Here is a 19,886-nt window from a genome sequence, read left to right on the forward strand (position 1 = left end):
CACTATGTATATATACGAATGTAAACACAATGTCCATATATTCCACGGAGGTGGACGGTGACGCAGCAATCCCCCGCACCCGAGCGTCGCGGGCGCGGACGCCGCCCGGCCGCCGAGGTGCGCCGCGAGATCCTGCGGGCGGCCGGCGAACTCCTGCTCACCGAGGGGATGGCCGCCTTCACCATCGAACGGGTCGCAGCGCTGGCGGGCGCGAGCAGGGTGACGCTCTACAAGTGGTGGCCGTCCAAGGGGGCGCTCGCGCTGGACGGCTACTTCGCCGCCGTCGGCCCCACCCTGGCCTTCCCCGACACCGGCGACATCGCCGCCGACCTCACCGCGCAGTTGCGGGCCTTCGTCCACCTGATGCGCGACACCCAGGCCGGGCGCGTGATGCCCGAGCTCGTCGGCCACGCCCAGACCGACCCCGAGCTGTCGGCGCTGCTCCGCGAGCGCTACTCGGCACCGCGCAGAGCACTCGCCGTCGAGGCGCTGGAGCGCGCCAAGCGGCGCGGGCAGCTACGCGAGGACGTCGACCCCGAGGTGGTCGTCGACCAGCTCTGGGGCGCCTGCTACCACCGCCTCCTCATCCCCGACCAGCCTCTCACCGACGAGTTCGCCGAGGCCCTCGTCCGGAACCTGCTCGCCGGGATCGGCGGTGCCCGATAAAACGGCTTACCGGAAACATCAGACCGATAATGTACGTTTCGCGGCCCCGACAATGAGTCCAAGATCCCGGAGCGGCATGGGCGCTCTGACAGGCTGACCCGCCATCCGCAAGTGTGCGACAAGTGGGGGCCGTCAGGCTGGGCATCGGTCGCAGGCGGAAGAGGGGCATATGTTTGGGATCGTTCGCCCATGCAGGCACGGGATGTGCGGCGGGCTGTTCAAGGAGTGGATGGCGCACCTGTGCGGGCTCTGCCTGGCCCTGCGGGATGAGCACGGGCACGCCTCCCGGCTGGTGACCAACTACGACGGCCTGCTGGTGTCCGTGCTCACCGAGGCACAGGCAGCGGCCCCCTCCCCGTACCGGCGTGCGGCCGCCTGCGCGCTGCGCGGGTTCAAGGGCGCCGACGTCGCCCAGGCCGAGGGGGTACGGCTCGCCGCCGCGGTCTCGCTGATCCTGGCCGCGGGGAAGGTCAAGGACCACGTCGAGGACGGCGACGGCGTCTACGCCCGCCGGTTGGTGGCGGCCGGCGCCGGGCGGGTGGCCGCGCGCTGGTCGGCCGCCGGATCGGGTACGGCCGCCGCCCTCGGCTTCGACCCCGCCCCGCTCCTCGGCGCGGTCGAGGAGCAGACCCGGCTGGAACGCCTGCCGGACCCGAGCCTGCTCCAGCTCACCGCCCCCACCGAGGCCGCGGTCGCCGCCGCCTTCGGGCACACCGCCGTCCTGGCCGGCAAGCCGCACAACCGGGAGACCCTGCAGGAGGCCGGACGCTACTTCGGCCGCCTGGCACACCTGCTGGACGCCGTCGAGGACCTCGCCCGCGACCACGAGCGCGGAGCCTACAACCCGCTGACGGCCTCGGGCACCGACCTGGCCGCCGCGCGGCGGCACTGCGACGACGCCGTGCACGGGCTGCGCCTCGCGACGGCCGAGCTTGACCTGGAGCGACGTCGCCTGGTCAACGCCCTGCTGGTCACCGAGACCGGCCGTGCCGTCGACCGGATCTTCGCCGAGGCCGAGCGGGAGAGCCCCGAGGCCCCCTCTCGTGACCCACGACTGAAGCCGGATCCCGGTGGGTTGCTGTCGCTGCTGTGCATGTCGGCGGCCTGCTGCACCTGCGGCCTGTACCGGCCGCCGTGGGACGAGGACCGCTACCGGTCGTGCGGCGAGCGCTGCGACCCCACCGGCTGCGACGCCTGCGGGCAGTGTTGCAACGGCTGCTCCGGGTGCTGCGACTGCTGTGAGTGCTGCAACTGCGACTGCGGCTGACCGCACCGGCGAACTCGCCGGATCCACTTCACCTGCGGTGTCGTCGCTTTTCGACGCCTCCGCCCGCTCGGCGACCCAGTCCGTTCCCGCCAGGGAGGCGAGCCGGATGAGCCACCGTACGAACTTTTCCGCCGCCGTGGAATCGAGCCCGAGGTTCTGGGCGGCGTAGGCGATGAGGTCGGTGCCGCACATCGGGACGTCCGCGGAGATGCCGCTCAGCAGCAGCCGGTGGTGAACATGCCGGTCCGCCGCGCGCTCCCCGGCGAGCAGCATGGTCAGCGTACGACGGGCCAGCTCGGCTTCCTCGTCGTGGATGAGAAGGTCCTCGGGCGACGGGCTCGACGCGGGAGACGACTCGGTGAAGAACGCCCCCCGCTCCAGGTGAACGGTCACGTTGACCTGGTAGAAGTCGGGCCGCAGCGCGCGGAGTCTCTCCAGCGCGGCGCGAAGCGAACGCACCGCGATGAGCGGGTCGAGTCCGTGACGACCGACGGGGATCTCGTAGGGGTCACGGGCACCGTTTCGCAACCGGGTCAGGGCGTCGACCAGCAACTCGAAGGCGACCTCGTCCTCACGCAGCGGCGAGGCCCACTTCGACGTCCTGAGATCCCGTTCCGGCTTGGCGGAGGCGCCACGGCTCACCGCGATCTCGCGCCGTACGCGTGCCTCCAGGCTCTTCAGCGGATGGTGAACGAGTTGGGCGCGGGCCGCGCGAAGCCCGGCCGGCTCCCCGGCGGTGGGACGCCCGCGAAGACGGCGGGCCGCGGGACCGACCTCTTCGGTGATCGCCTGGGGCGAGGTGAGCCATTCGACGATCAGCTTCATCTCACGCACCGGCTCACCGGACCGGGTCAGGAGCGGCGAGCCCGCCAGGGCCTCGCCCAGCCTGGTGTGCACGCCGAGCAGGATCTCGTTGATCGTCACCTCGCACTCGTCACACCAGCGCGTCCTCCCTTCGACTCCGGCACAGTGCCCACCGTCGTGGCGAGCCCGGCGCAGCGGTCCGCGCGCGAGGTCACGCACGGCGGGAGCGACCAGGGCGGAGAAGGCGGGAAACGAGATCTCCGGGTGAGGGGAGGCGACGGCGGCGAGGTTCATCATGCGGCCCTTCCGAGGCGTGGCGGAAGAACGCGCCGTAAGACGCGTTCTCATCACATCGGCCTCGAAAACCGAGGCCCTCAGAAGGAGCGGTCATGAACCACTCAAGCTCGCGGGCATCGCCGTTGAACGGAAACCAGGCTGTCAGGAGGTGCGAAGAGGGTCAAGCGGTTTCCCGATACATGGCATCAAGCGCGTTTATTACCGATTCATGGTGAACAATGAGTGCGTTGTCGTTTTCGGCCGGCCCTCCCAGCTCCCGCACCGCCCGCTGTAGCAGGTCCCGAACGTCCGCGTGGCCGCGCGCACGGTGCTCCCCGCGCTCTCGCTGGTCCAGGGCATGCCCCTGCAACGCCCCGTTCGCCCTCCTTCCGAGGTCCTTCAGGGCGGGACGCTCCTTGCACAGGCGTTTCCACGCCTCCCACCCGAAGAGCGCGGGACGCAGGGCCGCCACCGCGAGGTACGCGGCCAGCGCCGGGCGGTCACGCCACACGTCGGCGACCAGCAGCAGCCGCCGCCGGGCGACGGCCGACAACTCTCTTTCGCTCCAGCCGTCCTGCCTGGGGCCGAACAGGTCGTTCTCCAGCCTCGCCAGCGTGGGCAGCACCTCGCGCAGCGTGTCCGAGCCGCGCTCGATCAGGCGGCGGGCCGTGCGCAGGTCCAGCCGTCTGACAGCGTCGGCCGCCAGACCGGCCAGCACCCGGTCCGCGCCGAGACGCGCCACCACTGGCTGGCCGCTGCGCAGCTCGGACCGCCCTACCTGGCTGCGGACCAGCTCCGTCACCCAGAGCGGGCACGCGGCGGTCAGCGACCACTCCACCGCCGCCGCGATCATGCCGTAGTTCGTCAGCGGCAGCCCGGGGTTGAGCACCAGCACCACCTCGTCGACGTCACGCAGGCTGCCGGAACCGGGCCGTCCGGTGGGGGCCGCCTCGGATCGCAGCGCGGCGACCAGGGCGTCCCTGATCGAGCCGAGATCCTCCGAGACGATCTCGATCACCCGCACATCCACGTCCGCCGCACCGTCGAAGGACGCGGCGAGCCGGCGGGCACGTTCCACGGTCTCGGCGCTGGCCAGCAGGCGCAGCCGCAACCTCCCCCGGTGCAGCAGCGACTCGCGCCGGGCGTGCAGCTCATTGAGGACCGTCGTCACCGCCAGCCGGTCCTCGCTCTCCCTGCCCTGCCGCTCCAGCCCGACGGCGAGCAGGCCGAGGACGTCGCCGCTGCCCAGCAGGGGCCAGCCGACCCTGCCCGTCTCGGCGACGAGTTTGACCCCGGGGTCGCCCCGCTCCCACTGGGCCGCCGCCTCCAGCAGGGTCGGCGGCAATGGCCCGGCGTCGAGGCGTTCCGGCTTCAGGTGCGCCCGATGGCTGGAAGCCGCCCGGTACAGCGAGGTGAGCTCGGCGTCTTTGATCATTCTGGCGCTGGCGCTGGTGATGTCGCTCATGACGGCGCGAGCCGTCGTCGCGATCCGCTCGGCCAGCCTGCCCTCCCCCTTGGCCCGATCGCCCAGGTCGGCGACGAGGTCTCCGATCTCCCGCTCGGTGTGCGGTGACAGGACCTTCCTGCCCCGTTCGTCTCTTTTCTCCTGCTCGACCTCGAACAACCTCCGGAGATGCTCGGCGAACCAGGCGCGGAACAGACCGTAGTCAGCGGCCTCTCCGCGGCCGAGTCGTTCGAAGAGCGCCGCCCGCACGGTGAGCCACGGCCTGGTGAAGTCATCGATCTTTCCCGGGGTGAGACCCGGCATCTCGGGGACCGAGGGGCGTTTCTTCAGTCTTCTGGCGGTTTCCGTGTCCCCGGCCTGCCTGGCCGCGAGCAGTTCCCAGAGCGTTCGGTTGGCCGGGTCCACCTCGGCCAACGCGTCCCAGAACCGGTAGCGAAGCAGCCAGGACTCCAGATGCGCGTCCATGTCCCGTGGCCGGTCCAGCGAGTACGGTCGCCCCGGATCGTCGATGTGCACGATCCGTGCCGGACGGCGGGTCTCCAGAGCAGCGCACAGAGCGCCCGTGCTGAGCGCGAACGCCCCCGAACCGCAGGTGACCAGGATGTCCTCGGGATGACGCTCCGCCAGCCAGCGGCTCAGCGCCTTCGAGGTCTCCTTGAGCCGGGGAGCCTCGACCCGGACGATGAAGACCGCCTCCGGGTCGAAGCGCGCACCGCACAGTCCCGTCTCCGAGACGAGCCGCGCCCGGATCTTGTCGGCCCAACCGGCGAAGGTCTCGCCTCCGGAGCCGTACGTGTTGGTCGTGCCCAGCAGGACGACCATGGAGACCGGGAGGTCCGCCGCCGCCAGACCTTCGAAGATCTTCCGCAGCGGACGGCGGTCCTTGCCCGACGCGCCGGGGTCGCCTTCGAAGTCGGGGGTGACCCCGGCGAGGTTCCGCTCCCCCGCGAACCCCAGATCCCCGCCGCCGATCGCGTGCACGAGCAGCGTGCCCTCGGTCTTGTCCACCAGCGCGTCCCCCTGCGTAGCAGGCAAAAAGGAACCAACCGGGTTAACGGTAAGTCATCTCCGATGGAACTCAGGGTGAAATCGTGAGATAAACAGCGATCAGCGGCGAATGTTGTCCATGGGATTTCTCACCCATCGGTCCGGTGGACGTGATCACGAGTGGTACTGAATGTCAGTACCGTTTCCTGCCACCGCTTTTCTGCCCTTTTTCTCCCCATTTGTAATGAGAGGCGCCTTTGCTGGTCCTATTTCCCTTCTTCGGCTGCTCGTCTTCCTTTTTGACCGGGTAGACGACCAGCGGCGTGGCGGCCTCGCCCGGAGCGGGCAGCGACCGTCCCCTGTCCGGGGCGATCCTCCTGCCCTCCGATCTCTCGTTCTCGGTGAACCACGCGTAGTTGCCACCGCGCGGATCCGGCGGCGCGGGAACGCCCTCCTGAGCCCAGTCAGGGCGCGTACGGGGATAGTGCACCGGGAGTTTCGGATTACCACGCGCAACGGCGAGCATCGCGTCACAAACCTTCCTCAGGGAGTCCACGCCCTCGACCATCCGGTTGAACGTCTCCCCCGCACCGATCAGCCTTTTCACGCCGTCGGTGTCCGGAAGGGTGTCGGAAAGGCTCCGGTAGTGGTCCGCGTACTCCGCTCCGGAGTGCAGTTCGGTGCTCTCCTCGTCGATGTCGAGCCGTACGCTGCCGAACCCGAGCGGCCGGCCGAGCCCGAGCCGATGGAAGTGCCCGGGCGGCAGGGTGAGCAGCCAGGCGAGCGCTCCCAGCTCGTGGTCGTCGAGATCGCGGACCTCGACGACGAACCTGAAGGTCGTGCCCGGCCGCACCCATCCCTTGATCGACCGGTTCTGCGTGTCACGCTGCTGCTCGGTCTCCTTCGTCCGGTAGCGCTTCCCGTCGGGAGTCGGAGTGCCTTTATCGTCGTACGGGGCGCGGGGGCGCCGGTATTCGCGGTAGTAGCCGTTGATCCGGACCTGCGTGGGGTCGTGCGTTCCCTGCCCCTCGCTCCAGTGATCTCGCCGGTTCAGCCCGGCGTGGTGCCAGTACACCTTCCGGCCACGCAGTCCATGGCCGGGCCGATACAGCTTCTCCTTCGGTGTCCCGTCCTTGATCGGCCGATCGGGCTCCTCCATCGACTCCGCGAGATAGAAACGTCCCTGCTGGGGCTTGGGCCGCCCCAGGATCGCCAGCGGCAGCCCGTCGCCGCCGAACCGCTCCACCGCCTCGTCGGTGTCCTGCTCGCAGGTGACCGGGCCGACGCGCAGCCGCCCACGGTAGGCCGAGGGCCGCACGCCCTTCCCGTCAGGTGCGACCCAGCCGAACACCCGATCTGCAGGGGAGAGCTCGCCGATGTGGGCGGCGGGGGAGAGCGACTCGTCCAGCAACTCGGCCGGGGAGACGGGGTAAAGGTCTCGGGGGATCAGGACCGGGTAGAGCCGGTCGACGCGGCCTTCTTTCCTGAGACGGTCGGCGCAGTCCCTGTTACCGCCGTCGCATTCGAGGCGACCGGCACAGCGCCGCTCAGCGCGGTCATCGCACACGAGACGGGCATAGCAGAGCCTTCCGCCCTTTATGTCCTTCCTGCTCTCGTCGTGCAGGTGAGGGCTCCAGGCGAGCTGGCCGGGACCGTCACCGATCCGCTCCCCCGGTCCCGCGATGCTTCCGTCGGGTCGCTCGCGGTCGTACAGTTCGGCGGGTTTGTGCGCCTTTCCGTAGTCGGCGATCAGGTCGTTCCACTGCTTTTCGATCTCGCTCCACGCCCTGGCCGGCGGAATCCTCCGCGGCTCCGGCCCGTCCAGATAGAACAGCCGCTCGGAGGTCTTTTTCTCGATGTTGGGGCCGGTGATGAAGGCGATCCCCTCCACCACCCGTTCCCCGTCCGCCACGACCAGCTTCTCGGGACCTCCCTTACGGACGAATCGCACCACGCTGGTCGCCCCTCCCTTGCTCCTGATCACGGCTTGGAGCCGCTCCAGATGCCGGGGGACTTCCTGGCCGTCACGGGGATAGACGCTCTCGCCGGAGTCACGGTCGTACATCTCCAGGGCCGCCTGCTCGAACCCGTACACCATCCCGCCGGATCCGACGAGCACGGGCACCATGCCCAGCGCGTAGTCCGCGCCACGACGGAAGCCCAGCCGCGTGTCATGTCCGTCGAAGACGCCGAACCGGGAGTTGGTGACGGCCTCGTACGCGGAGCGCAACATGCCCTTGAGCGAGGTCGCGGCCAGATGGGGACGCCCCCCGCGCACCTGGACGGGATAGACCCGGTGGGCGTCCGCCCCCTCGGACAGCGCCGTCCTGCGCGCGGTGTCCAGCAGGAGCAGCGGCGTCTCCACGATGAGCCTCACCCCGATCCTCCCGGTCCAACGGTCCGGGTGCAGCCGCCCCCTGGCCACCTGCCCCGCCTCTCCGCCGAGCGGCGATCCGTCGCCGAGCGGCTCCGGCAGTCCTTTCCTGGGAAACGCCGGGACGAATGTGTAGGGATTAAGAAATTTCATGTCATCGCTCATCACGCGTCCTCCTCCGGCGCGTAAGGTTCGAATCCCATCAGGCGTTCCTCCGCGACATAGGCGTTGCCGTGCACCTCGTCCGCGACGACGTACTCGCGGGCGACCAGCCGCACCCGGTTCTTCACGGGGAAAGGCGCCATGGGCACCGTCAGGGTGCCGATCCGGGCACTGCGAAGCGTGACCCAGCCCTGCGCGGCGACCTCCGCCTTCCCCGAGACCCGTCCGGAATCGCGCCCGCCATCTGAAGCGGGCGCACCGACCTCGCCCCAGAGCAGGTAGTGGGCATCCGGGGTCGCCACGGCGGACAGGGGTGCGACCGATTCACCGAAGAACGCGGGCAGCAGGCTCCGATCCTCGGTCAGCAGGACCGCGTACCCGGCCTCCACCCAGCGCAGCTCCACCTTCGGGGTGAACACCCGCGCCTCGTAGACGCAGGACAGGTCGACAGGACCGGTCGGGGTCGCGCAGCCATGCTCCTCGACCCTGGCCACGTGGTGGGCCGAGGGCGCGGTCAGCAGGGCGCATCCCCCCACCAGCCCGGCCGCCTGGACTGCCCGTGGCAGCGTGGCGCCGACGGCGGCGCCGCCGTACAGGATGGTCATCGAAGTCCCTCCCGCGCGGAGGTCTCCACGAGCTCCCGCGCCAGGTAGTCGGTCCAGGCCTGGGCGATGGCCGAGATCTCCGGGGAGCCCAGTGCCCCGGAGAGCGTGACCGGCTCAGGCCACGGGCCACCGGTCAGGATGATCTCGGTGACGTCGATGTCGCCGAACCCCCGGTTGGTGAGGGCACCGAGTGGGATCCGCCCGGCGGCGAGGTCCCTGAGGGTGAGCAGCAGCAGGGCCAACGCGCTTTCGCGCTCGGTGTCGAGCCTGGTGAGATCGATGCAGAGCCGGATCGGCTCCCAGTTCACCGCGTGCGGTTCCAGCACGCTGAACAGGCGTCCGTCGGCCGCTCCGCCGGTCCAGCGGTCGAGGGCGACGTGGTCGGCCTGCGCCATGCCCAGGTCCTCCAGCCGGTCGTGCACGGACTCGGTCAGCTCGGGGTGTCGACCATTCGCTTCCGCAGGTCCCTCGGCCCCGGTGACCAGGTCCCAGAGCGCTTCGGAGACGATCGTCTGCGCGATGCACTCCTCCGCGCGCAACGCGCCCGCCCGCCGGTCCGCGCCGTCGTCGCGGGCCGAGCCGAACAGCGCCCGTACGGCGGGCAACTGGTCGAGCTGCGCTCTGAACACCGCGCTGTGCCTCCCCGCCGAAGCGCCGGGATCGGCGGAAGGCGCGTCGATTCCGCGCGCCGTGCGCTCCACCAGTTCGGAGTGGCCGCGCAACGCCCCCTTGATCGATCCGCCGGGCAGCACCAGCGTGAGATGACGGCGATCGACGCGCGTGGTGAGCGGCAGAGTGTCGACGACCAGACCTGCCGAGCTCGCCCGGACCATCACCGGCGCCCTCGGGCTCCACACCACGCGCACGTCGAGCAGTTCGCGCCGCGCCGGGAGCCCCGCGTCGCCCGACCGCAACGACGCCACCGACCGGACGCGAACAGGATCGTTCCTGAGGACCGCGAGCAGGCCCGCCGGCGAGTCGAACCGCTCCACGACCAGCTCGAACGGGTCGTCGAGCAGCCGCACCGCTCCCAAACCCCTGCCCGTCGCCGCGCCGATCCGCACCTCCCCCGCGCACAGGGCCTCGATCAGGGCCCCCATCCTGGCCTCGTCGGCGGGACCGTCCTCGCCGGACTCGATGTCCATCTCCAGCCTGAGATGACACCCGGCGGGCACGACGGCCCTGCCGTACAGGAACTCCTGCGCCGCCGCACCGGTCGTCCGGTCGATGCCGACCGACTGCCGCAGCTCCAGGCGGGCCGGGTCCAGCGGGCTGGCAGGCAGGCCACGATCGTCCAGCCTGGCGTCGGAGGTGATCAGGGCATCGGCGACGACCACCCGGCTGGCCCGGCCTTCGTCGTCCCTGCCCTTGAATACGAAGCCCCAGAGCGAGTCGAGGTCCGTGGACTCCGGATCGGCGCCGCGCGACCAGTTCCGCAGCACCCCGGCCAGCGTGGTCCCGGGGACGTAGAGACGTCCCAGACCGTCCACCGCGATCGGGAGCGGTTGCGAGGGGTCATGGCCGAGACCTCCGACATGCAGCGGCGACTCGGTGCGCAGCCAGCCGCGCGCCCGGACCCTGCTGGTCACGCGCCGTCCCACCCTGATGCTCATCTCGTGCTCCTCACCGTCGAGGCACCCTCACGACCGCGCCCCGCTTCACCACTAACGGGTACGAGACCGACGTCACCACCGATCTCATGACCGTTCTGTCCTGTCCTGGCACCGGCACCCGCGGCCTTGTCACGGCTGTGCGCTGCCAGGCACGCGGTGACCAGCACCCGTACCGCCTCGTCGCGGAGTTCGGCGCGCAACGTCGTGACGCCATCCGCCGTCACCGTCAGCTCCTCCTCGGGAAGGCCGAGCAGCGTCCAGATCGGGTCGGCGTCGACGAGCAGTGCGCGCAGCCGCTCCACCGCCTCATCGGGCCAGGCCGGTCTGCCGGCCCTGTTCCCTGCGAGTCGTTCCAGACGTCTCCCCGCCCGTCCGGAGGGGAGGTCAGCGACGATCTCTCGTAGCGCGTTGAGCTGGGTGTTGGACACCCTGTCGGGAATGATCCGCCTCCGCGTCCCCCGGTTCCCCCTGATGCGTTCGCAGGCACGGTGGATCTCCGTCCGCCAGGCCGCCCGCTCGAAGATCCGCGCGTTCTCGTACCCTTCCTCGTTCGGCGCGATGGGCTGAGACGTCCCGGCCGCGACGTGCGGAACCGAAGAGGCGTCAGGCGAGCCGGTCCCGATGACACCGTCCGCGTCAGCGCCGAACTCCTGCCCGGCGGCGGCACCGGACCCCGTATCGGCCGAGTCGGAGGCCGCGACGGGCCGCAGCAGCAGGTCATGGTCGAACTCCACCTGCCCGAACCCCTCGGCCCTGCGCTCCCCCACCCCTGCGGCCCGCACCTCCGCGAGCGCCTCCGGATCGATGGGCCCGCCGGTCACCGTGAAGGTCAGGCAGCTCCCGGCGGCCAGCCCGTACAGGGTGGAGCGAGGCAGGCCCCAGCCCCGGTGCCAGCTCTCCGTCCGGTGGACGCCGAGCGCGACGCTCACTCGCCCGTCCCTCGGCTCGGTCACCGGAACCAGGCGCACCCCGGCGGCTCCGGCCGCGACCAGTGCCCGCTCCAGCGCCCGCCCGACGTCGACGACCTCCGTACTGGGACGCAACCGCACATCACGGACCAGCAGGTCCGACAGCAGCCACACCCGAAGCAGGTCGCCCTCCGCACCGGGCCGCCGCCGGTCGGCGGCCGGACGCGCCTTCACCTCCACCTGCCCGTAGTCGTCCTTGGAGGACCGGCCGACCCGCCATCGCCCGTCCAGCCGCCGTTCCCACCCCTCCTCAAGCATTCCCGTCCTGACCCGTACCTCGGCGCGGAGCACGGTCCCCGCGGCGAGCGCCCGATAGACGTAGACGCCGCCGATCTCCCTGATGGGCCGCTGCACTCTGTCATCGACGCTGTTGTGCATGCGCACTGTGAGCGCCGGGTTCACCGCTTCGGGAAACCTCTCTCCCTCGACGGCGACGTACCCGTCCCGGTACGGCTTGCCGGACGCCTCGGCCTCGGCCATCCGGTTGCCGACGATCGCCGTCCCGCCCTTCTCGTGGACGAGGACCCTGGGCACCGGCAAGGTCCGCCCGCCCTCTCCTGACTCTGGGGTGGCGGCCGTGACCAGCAGGTCCCCGGTGCGGACCAAGGCGTGCGCGGCCCCGCCGAGCCGCCGGGTCACCTCCGGCATCAGGCACCAGCCGGGAATGTGGGTCGCGCCCTGCACCACGTTGCCCATCACGGTGGCCGCGACGAGCACGGCCTCCCTCACCGTGATGACCAGCTCCGCGCGCTCCCAGCCCGACCGTGCCGTCCGGTCCGCGGGCACGGGCCGGTCGGCGACCGCGTACGGAGAGACCGACGGGGGCGCCTCAAGCTCGTCCGGCATTGTCCAGCCGGGAGCGAAGCCCTCCCCTTCGACGGTCATCCTGCATCGCCCCGCCCCCCGGCGCCGCTTGCCGCCGACACTCTCCAGCAGCCGCGCCCCCGCGTCCAGCAGCGCGACGGCGATCTCCCGCTGGGCCTGGCTCAGCTCCGCGAACCCCTCGATCCGCCCTCGGCCCCTCAGCGTGACCCCGGCACGGGCCATCTCCTCGAACCGCAGCATGTCCGCCCTGGCGGTGCCGGTACGGGCGTCGATCGCCACCCCCGGCTTGCGGAACGTCGTCGCCCTGGAGACCAGGGGCTTCTCCCGCAGCAACTCGGCCAGCCTCTCGGGAAACCTGAGCGGTCCCTCGACGACGAGCGCGGCGGGCCGCAGCGCGCCCGTGGCCGTGGCGTACTGCCCGCCGAACAGAAATCCCAGCCAGTCGTGCCACACCCCTGCGGGCCCGCTGTCCAAGGCGTGCGCCGCCAGCTCGCAGGAGTCGCGCCAGACCCCGATCAGTGTCTTGGCCGGAACGATCGGCGCGGCGAGTGCCCGCGCATCCTTGTCCGCGTCCTTCCCACCTCGGCGCACGGAACCCGTGTCTCGGCGGACGACACGATCCGCGTCCCGCTGGATGAGACGGTCGGTGTATCCCTGGATGCCCGTTCCGGTACCCACCCGCCAGTCACTGATCATGAACAGCGAGATGTCGAACTCGCCGATCTCGCGCGTCTCCCGCACGTCACCGTCCCTCATTCCCTCTCACTCCCGGCCTTCTCGCTCCCGGCCGTGAGGAACTGCAGCGCCATCATCGCGTCCGGCAGCCCCGTCACGGCCCCCTTCCTGCCGTCCAGGTCATCGAGCCAGAGCGACCCGCCTTCCTTCTCCAGCAGCTTCAGCAGCACCTCCGTACGTTCGCGATCGCCCTCGAACCGGCGGCGCAGCAGCTCCAGCCTGGAAGTCGCGACCTCCGCCCCCAGGTGCAGTCCTTCACGCAGGTCGTGGGCGACGCCACGAGGGATGAGCAACTCCCCCGATTCGGGATCGCGCCGATTCAGCGCGCCGACCCGCCGCTCAAGGTCCTCCCAGCGCCGTCCCGACGCCCTGTCGTCGGCGCTTCCCGCCCCCACCAGGTAGGGCGAGGCCGACCCACCGGCGCCGCCCGCCTGCCGGATCCGCTTCAGATCGGGGGCCGAACTCTCCAGCAGCACGGCGAACGCCAGCGCCGAACCCCACTCCTTGACCCGCTTGGCCTCGGTGTCGATCAGCTCCTCGGCCAGGTCGTAGGCGAAGTGGAACGGGTAGTTCCGCTTGACGATCGCCACCCCGGCACCCGCGCCCAGCCTCTTGAGACCCAGCTTGCCCAGCACCGGCGTGAGCCTCGCGTCCCTGGCCGTCTCCTCCTCGAACGCCTCCAGGTAGTGCCGGGTGAAGGGCAGCGCCACCTCGCCCTCGCACAGCACGGTCAGATCGTCACCACCGATCACCAGCGGCAACACCGCCGGAGGTACACCCTCAGCGGGGATCCCGGCACTGTTCCCGCCGACGGGCCGATCAGCGGTCTCGTGAGTGGTCTCACGGGCGGTGCGACGCAGCGCCTCCCTGAACGCCTTCTTCGCGCACTCGTCGGCGGCCTGGGAGACGCTTCTCAACGTCTCCACGTAATCCCGATCGTTCCCGTCCGCGACGACTGCGTCCAAGCCCTTGAAGATCGCACCGAACCCGTTGCCGTCGGCGTGGACCACTCCGACCCAGGAAGCCTCCAGGCCCAGCCGATCGACGATCTCCCGCATCCTCCGCCGGCCGACGCTCCTGTCCGGCTTCCGCCGATCGAGCCAGGCGATCTCGGCCATCCTGTCGAGCGCGCCCGGACAGGCATCCAGCTTCGCCCTCGCAGCCGCCGACCTCGGCCTCGGCTGCTCCTCGCCCTCACGGCGGATCACCTCCGCCGGCAACCCGCTCGACCCGCAGTCCTCGACCGGTGGCAACCGCAGAAACCTCGCCTGCGGCCCAGGCCGTGACTCCCGTACGGCGGCCAGCTCCTTCCGTACCCCGCCCATCTTCTTGGCCAGCGTGCCCGGCTCGTACTCGACCACCACGCCGCAGACATCCAGGCCCGGCGCGTGAAGCAGCGCGAGGGCGGTCAGCTCGGTCACCAGCCGCCGCCCGGCCTCCCTATCCTTGGTCAGCACGATGACCCCGCCCGCCCCCGCGACCACCAGCTCCGCGTCATGGGTGTCGAGCCGCCAGGTCGCCCGCTTGAAACCGGGGAACGCCTTCTCCAGCGCTTCGTCAGCCCAGGCTCCGTCCACCCGGGTGATCAGGTCGGACGCGCCGACGATCTCCTGCCGCTTGTTGGAGGAGAAGATGTACCGCTGATTACCCGCCGTATTGATCACGACGACGTACATGACTCTCCTTGTCTCGTCTGAACGAATCTCTTGGGGTGCGTCTCTTGGAAGGCACCCCTTATGAGCGCGTCCCGTCACGACGCACCCCGTCGTGGCGCGTCTCGTACGGATGCGGAACCACCCGCACCTCGTGGCCGATCAGCCAGCCCAGTGCGAAGGCGACACTGGCCGGAGCGGTGATGAACAACCGGGTGCGCAGCTCGGCGTACCGTGGGTGAGCCACCATCCAGGCTCGCCAGGCGGCGTAGACGTGCCGGACGACCAGCTCGAAGTCGGCGGCCGTCTCGGGAAGGTTGGACGGCCCGCCGTCGATGACCAGTGCCGCACGGCACCGCTCCCATCGCCCACCGGTGTCCGCGCAGCCATCGGCCGCGGCCCGCAACGCCTGGGCTACCATCATCGGGTTGTCCGCCAGATGCACCACCAGGGCGACCGCCGTTCCCTCGGCATCCCCCTCGAAGTCAGGCTCCTCGACCACCCTCGCCAGCTTCACCGCCCGCACCGCCTCCGCCGAGGTCAGCGGATCCTTCAACCGGCTGCTGATCCTCACCGACGGAAAGAAGTCCGACTGCGCCCGCTCCGACCGCTGCGGCAGCACCGGCCCGGCACCCCCGCCGAACTCATCCGGCCCCGCTACGGAACTCCCACCGAGTTCGTCAGACTCCGCTACGGATCGCTTCAATCCGAGATCAGGGCTGATCCCCCTCAGATCCCGTTGCACGTTGAACTTGAACTTCGCCCCCAGGTCGAAGGCGTCGGGCAGCCCAGCGTTGACGTAGAGCGACACCGGCGTGGACGGGTCCGACTCCGACAGTTCGGTCAGCCGCGCGCTCACCAGCTCGTAGGCCAGCTCAAGCGCATCCTCGCGGGCCTCCCGCGCGGCGATCCTGGTGGCCGGATCGGCGCCGAGCACCGCCACCTCGATCTCCCGCCGTACGACGAAACAGGAATCGTGACCACGCCGAGCGTGATTGACGGCAGCGCTGACCCACTGATCACTCCACGGCCCCCGCCAGTTCTCCCTCGGCAGGGCGATCACGATGCCCACGCCCCTGCTGCGCTGCTGCCACAGGTTGATACCGGCGAACACCGCCGCCGCGGCCACGCAGAGCACCGTCAGGAACCATTTCTGGTCCCCCATCCACCCCTTGATCACATCCGGCACGGTCCCCGCGGCCACTGCGGCCGCCACACCCGCCAGCGCCGCCACCGACCACCCCGACGCCCCTTCCCACAGCGCCCTCGCCCGACCACTCCCACCCCGAGAAAGCCGCATCCGCCCTCCTGTCCACCGTGTTTTCTCTTCGCCCATCTACAGATGGACGAAAAGAAAACCCCTGGTAGGAGCGATGAGGATTGAGAGTGAGCGGGTCGGGTGCGTCCGGGATCCGGGGTTCCGACCCCTTGAAGGGGCGATGAGGACGATGCTCCGCCCGTACGTGCAGGACCACGTCCTGGAGTTGCGATCCCTCGAAGGGGCAATGAGGACCTGCCCGGCGGGCTGCTGGTGTTCCCGCCGCAGGCCACGTTGCGACCCCTCGAAGGGGCGATGAGGACGGGGACGTCACCCAGGTGATGTCCGGGGAGGGCATGTTGCGACCCCTCGCAGGGGCGATGAGGACCCACGAAGGACCGCTACGCGCTGGCGACACCCGCGATGTTGCGACCCCTCTCAGGGGCGATGAGGACATTCCGGTAACCCTGGTAACCGCCAGCATCAAGTGGTTGCGACCCCTCTCAGGGGCGATGAGGACGATGGCATCTACGGTCCCAAGACGAAAGCCGTGACGTTGCGACCCCTCTCAGGGGCGATGAGGACCTGATCATGCCGATCCGGCTGAGCGCCTGACCGGCTTGTTGCGACCCCTCTCAGGGGCGATGAGGACCCTCCACGTTGCGGCGGGCGTACACCTCGTAGCCGTGTTGCGACCCCTCTCAGGGGCGATGAGGACTGTCGCCGCTTAGGAAACTCATGGGGCCGTAACGTTGCGACCCCTCTCAGGGGCGATGAGGACCCCAAGGTAAAGCCTGAGGTCAGAGCCCTGTTTTCCCAACGGTTTCAGCGCTGTTTTGCAGTGAACCTCCGGTAGTGCAGAAAACCCGGGAGGTCTGCTGCAAAACAGAATGATCACCATGATGCCACGGCGTCTGCGAGGCGTCCTGTTTTGTGGTGGAGGTGGTGAGCGTCGTGTTCACTGCGGACGTGACAGTGCGGAAGGAGTGTATAGGTTCCGTTGCGGACATCGTGATGATCAAAGGGCGGGGTCGCTGGCAGGTGACGGCATGAGAATGGTGCTCCGCTTCGAGCCCAGGCGGCGTTTTAGCCGTCCCGGTCGTGTTCAACTGCGGCAGAGAGATCCGTCAGGAGGAGGCGGGCTGAGCGGCGGCCCAGGTGAAGGAGGGGTGGGCAGGTCAGGCGAGTTCCCGCAAGGGTGGGAAGGGCGAAGGCGATGGCCTTGGCGGGGGTGTTGGCGATGAAGGTCGTGGTGACGTAGGCGCGACAGTGCCCCTGGGAGAGTTCGCGGACCAGGATCAGCCCTCGACCGTTCTCGGCGAACAGGTCCAGGGCGGTCTGCGGCCGGGAGTGGTCAAGGACCGCGGGAATCCACCCCAGATCGGGGTCACTGTCGACGACCTCGCACCAGGTCGGGACGCCGGCCAGGTTGAAGAGACGGAGTTCGTACGGCGGGCGGGCATGCCTTTCGCAGTTGGCGGCGAGCTCGGCCACGATTATCTCCGCGTCGGTGACGTCCCCATCGAGTACGCCGCACTCCTGGAGCGCCTGGCGTACGACCGCGCACGCCTGGCGAGGGGCGGAGCCCGGATACAGGATCGCCACCAACATGCTGACGTCGGCGCGGGCGTCTCCTGAGAGGGCTCCTCCGGCGGCGAGTCCCTGGAGGAGGATCGCCGAACGGTTGGCGCGGTCGCCGGTCGGGCTCGCCGGGTCGTAGGGAGTTGGCCGCATGTGTGCACTCCATCGCTTTCGGTGACTGTGTCCAGCAGGAAACGTCACCTGATGGATCCGACACAGGCCCAAGCGTCGGCGTTTCCACACCCGGCGCGAGACGCCGAAAGGAAAGATCCCTCCGACTCACCCCCATGGGCGACCTTGCCAGCTGGTCGTTTCCTGGTCGTTTTGACGGACGAACGGAGATCGAGAGGCACACTCGTTGACAATAAGTTGACGGCTCGTAACCCTGGGTGACGGAGGGTGTTATGGACGATGTGGATCAGAATGCGGGACGCCCGGAGTTGGTACGAGCCCGTAAGCGGATGGGAATGAGCCAGGATCAGATCTCGGCGGCGTTGTGGGTGTCGTCGACGACGTGGAGCCGCTGGGAGCGGGGCCATCAGGACATCCGCCCGGTGTATCGGGCACGGATGGCCGAGGTGTTCGGGGTGGACGCGGCCGAGGTCGACCGATGGATCGAGGGCACGGATCCGGTCGATACGGAAGCCTGGCTGCTGCCGGACTTCAGCGACCTGTCGCTCGGGGCTACCGTCGAGGCCGCCGGACGACTGTGGAGGTGCGACGTGGACCCGGACCGCCGTCACATACTGGCCGCGCTACCGTTCGTACCCGCCGCGCTGGGGGGATGGCTTTCGGAGTGGAGCTATGGCACCCCCATCGCCTCAGTGGCCTATCAGGGGTCCGGCTCAGCCGTGGGACTCTCCGATGTCCGACGGATCACAGAGACGCGGCAGGCGTTCAGTCAGATGGACCACCGATTCGGGGCCGGGATGATCCGTCCGGCGGTGGTGGACTACCTCTATGGCACTGTGGAGCCGCTGCTGCGCGGCCGTTACAACGATCAGGTCGGGGCCGCGCTGATGACAGCTGCGGCGGGGATGACCTTGCAGGCGGGCTGGACCGCTTTCGACCTGGGACATCACGGCCAGGCCCAGCACTACTTCGGCCAAGCACTCAAACTGGCCAAGGCCGGCGACGACTCACTGACGGGCGCCTGGATACTGACCACCATGACAATCCAGGCGATCTACCTGGAACAGCCTGCCTGGGCGGTACGACTCGCCCGGGCCACTGTGGACACCGCCCAGCGGGCCCAGGCTCCACCGCGCGTCATGGCCCAACTATTGAGCAGAGAAGCCTGGGCGACGGCCCTCCAGGTCAAGATGAGCGAGGCAGGCGACGGTCACGGCGTCAAACGAGTTGAGCAACTCCTCGGCGAGGTCGAGCGGCTCTACGCCCAGGGCAGCAGCGACCGTGATCCGTCCTGGGCTGAGTGGTACGAGTCAACCGAGCCCGTCGCAGAGGCAGGTATCTGCTGGTCCCTCATCGGCGAACACCGACGCTCTGTCGATTGCGTGGAGGCCGTCCTGCGTGATTACGGTGAACGCCGCTTCCGTTCAGCCCAGCTCAGCCGGGTCAGCGTCGCTGACGCTTACCTGGGCCTGGGCGAAATCGAACAGGCCGTGGACTCCGTACGAACCGCCATCCCGATGGCCAGATCGTTGGCCTCCCCTCGCCTAGTCGGCCGCATCCGCAAGTTCTCCGACCGCCTGGAACCGTACGCCACAACCATCCGGGTCAAAGAGTTCCGCGCCTACCTGAACAGCGAACTCACCTCCTGAATGTTTTCTCAAAAACACCGTTGTGATCCCCCTCATGGGCGATGAGCACCAGGACTCCGCTGATCCGGGCCAGTGCGGGCGCGTTGTTGCGACCCCTCTCAGGGGCGATGAGGACCGGCGCTGGCCTGGCGGCTGCTGCGCGGCGGCGATTCGTTGCGACCCCTCTCAGGGGCGATGAGGACGCGGTGGCCAGTGAAGCAGCCGATCCTCCCCAACGCGTTGCGACCCCTCTCAGGGGCGATGAGGACTTGGCCGTGTCCACGGATTCATCATTCTGGATAGCTTGTTGCGACCCCTCTCAGGGGCGATGAGGACGACCCCGCGCTGGCGCCGTGCCGGGGAGACCGGCGTTGCGACCCCTCTCAGGGGCGATGAGGACGACCCCGCGCTGGCGCCGTGCCGGGGAGACCGGCGTTGCGACCCCTCTCAGGGGTGATGAGGACCCAAGCCGGGATGCGCATCCCTGACAAAAAGCGGCGTTGCGACCCCTCTCAGGGGCGATGAGGACCCTGGTTCAACAGCATGGCCGGGGGCCTGGAGTACGTTGCGACCCCTCTCAGGGGCGATGAGGACACGCCATCGCCCGGTTCAACTCCCTCGGCGTCACGGTGTTGCGACCCCTCTCAGGGGCGATGAGGACTGTGGCGTAGGTCACATGTAAACGCCTTGCCTGTCGTTGCGACCCCTCTCAGGGGCGATGAGGACCCAAGGTAAAGGCGCAGGTCAGCGACCTGTTTCCCGAGGGGTTTCAGCGCTGTTTTGCAGTGAACCTCCGGTAGTGCAGAAAACCCGGGGGGTCTGCTGCAAAAACATGATCAAAACATCTCGGTTCTGGCGTGCGCCTGATGCTGCATGCAGACTAACCCG

11 protein-coding genes and 2 CRISPR repeat arrays are annotated in these 19,886 nt (G+C 69.3%); of the genes, 3 read left to right on the forward strand and 8 right to left on the reverse strand.

Annotated elements, in window-relative coordinates; all coding sequences use genetic code 11:
- Positions 1 to 57: 57 nt before the first annotated feature.
- Together AB0B90_RS14415 and AB0B90_RS14420 are read left to right on the forward strand one after the other, a co-directional pair.
- On the forward strand, positions 58 to 666 hold the full coding sequence (locus AB0B90_RS14415) for a TetR/AcrR family transcriptional regulator (RefSeq protein ID WP_350947778.1): 609 nt from the start codon (positions 58 to 60) through the stop codon (positions 664 to 666).
- A gap of 169 nt (positions 667 to 835) precedes the next feature.
- Positions 836 to 1,933 carry a DUF5685 family protein gene (locus AB0B90_RS14420; RefSeq protein ID WP_362922779.1) on the forward strand — a complete coding sequence of 366 codons (1,098 nt, stop codon included), beginning with the start codon at positions 836 to 838 and terminating at the stop codon, positions 1,931 to 1,933.
- A 1,261-nt stretch (positions 1,934 to 3,194) separates the two neighbouring features.
- Here the strand turns inward: AB0B90_RS14420 and AB0B90_RS14425 are convergent.
- The 8 genes from AB0B90_RS14425 to AB0B90_RS14460 form a co-directional block, all read right to left on the reverse strand.
- The gene (locus AB0B90_RS14425) at positions 3,195 to 5,513 is read right to left on the reverse strand and encodes a hypothetical protein (RefSeq protein ID WP_362922781.1); all 2,319 of its coding nucleotides are present in this window, start codon (positions 5,511 to 5,513) and stop codon (positions 3,195 to 3,197) included.
- A 145-nt stretch (positions 5,514 to 5,658) separates the two neighbouring features.
- The gene (locus AB0B90_RS14430; RefSeq protein ID WP_362922783.1) at positions 5,659 to 8,004 is read right to left on the reverse strand and encodes a TIGR03986 family CRISPR-associated RAMP protein; all 2,346 of its coding nucleotides are present in this window, start codon (positions 8,002 to 8,004) and stop codon (positions 5,659 to 5,661) included.
- On the reverse strand, positions 8,004 to 8,606 hold the full coding sequence (csx19, locus tag AB0B90_RS14435; protein ID WP_362922785.1) for a CRISPR-associated protein Csx19: 603 nt from the start codon (positions 8,604 to 8,606) through the stop codon (positions 8,004 to 8,006). Before csx19 ends, AB0B90_RS14430 begins: the two co-directional genes overlap by 1 nt.
- Positions 8,603 to 10,219, reverse strand: coding sequence for an RAMP superfamily CRISPR-associated protein (locus tag AB0B90_RS14440; protein WP_362922787.1), 1,617 nt, complete (start codon positions 10,217 to 10,219; stop codon positions 8,603 to 8,605). Before AB0B90_RS14440 ends, csx19 begins: the two co-directional genes overlap by 4 nt.
- The gene (locus tag AB0B90_RS14445; protein ID WP_362922789.1) at positions 10,216 to 12,768 is read right to left on the reverse strand and encodes an RAMP superfamily CRISPR-associated protein; all 2,553 of its coding nucleotides are present in this window, start codon (positions 12,766 to 12,768) and stop codon (positions 10,216 to 10,218) included. The genes AB0B90_RS14440 and AB0B90_RS14445 overlap by 4 nt, the downstream gene beginning before the upstream one ends.
- Entirely contained in the window at positions 12,765 to 14,423 is a 1,659-nt protein-coding gene (locus AB0B90_RS14450) for a hypothetical protein (protein ID WP_362922791.1), read from the reverse strand. Before AB0B90_RS14450 ends, AB0B90_RS14445 begins: the two co-directional genes overlap by 4 nt.
- Positions 14,424 to 14,481: 58 nt before the next feature.
- A complete protein-coding gene (locus AB0B90_RS14455) occupies positions 14,482 to 15,699 on the reverse strand; it encodes a hypothetical protein (protein ID WP_362922793.1) in 1,218 nt (405 codons plus the stop codon).
- Positions 15,700 to 15,816: 117 nt separating this feature from the next.
- A CRISPR array of direct repeats spans positions 15,817 to 16,438; the repeat unit is 30 nt; unit sequence GTTGCGACCCCTCTCAGGGGCGATGAGGAC.
- A gap of 305 nt (positions 16,439 to 16,743) precedes the next feature.
- A complete protein-coding gene (locus AB0B90_RS14460; RefSeq protein ID WP_362922795.1) occupies positions 16,744 to 17,391 on the reverse strand; it encodes an ATP-binding protein in 648 nt (215 codons plus the stop codon).
- A 251-nt stretch (positions 17,392 to 17,642) separates the two neighbouring features.
- Here AB0B90_RS14460 and AB0B90_RS14465 point away from each other — a divergent pair, with 251 nt between their 5' ends.
- Positions 17,643 to 19,019 (forward strand): helix-turn-helix transcriptional regulator, encoded by a 1,377-nt coding sequence (locus AB0B90_RS14465; RefSeq protein ID WP_362922797.1) that lies wholly within the window; start codon positions 17,643 to 17,645, stop codon positions 19,017 to 19,019.
- A 19-nt stretch (positions 19,020 to 19,038) separates the two neighbouring features.
- Positions 19,039 to 19,724: a CRISPR direct-repeat array (repeat unit 30 nt; unit sequence GTTGCGACCCCTCTCAGGGGCGATGAGGAC).
- Positions 19,725 to 19,886: the final 162 nt, after the last annotated feature.

Origin of the sequence: Streptosporangium sp. NPDC049078 (assembly GCF_040648855.1) — a bacterium.
In the GTDB taxonomy this organism is placed as follows: domain Bacteria; phylum Actinomycetota; class Actinomycetes; order Streptosporangiales; family Streptosporangiaceae; genus Streptosporangium.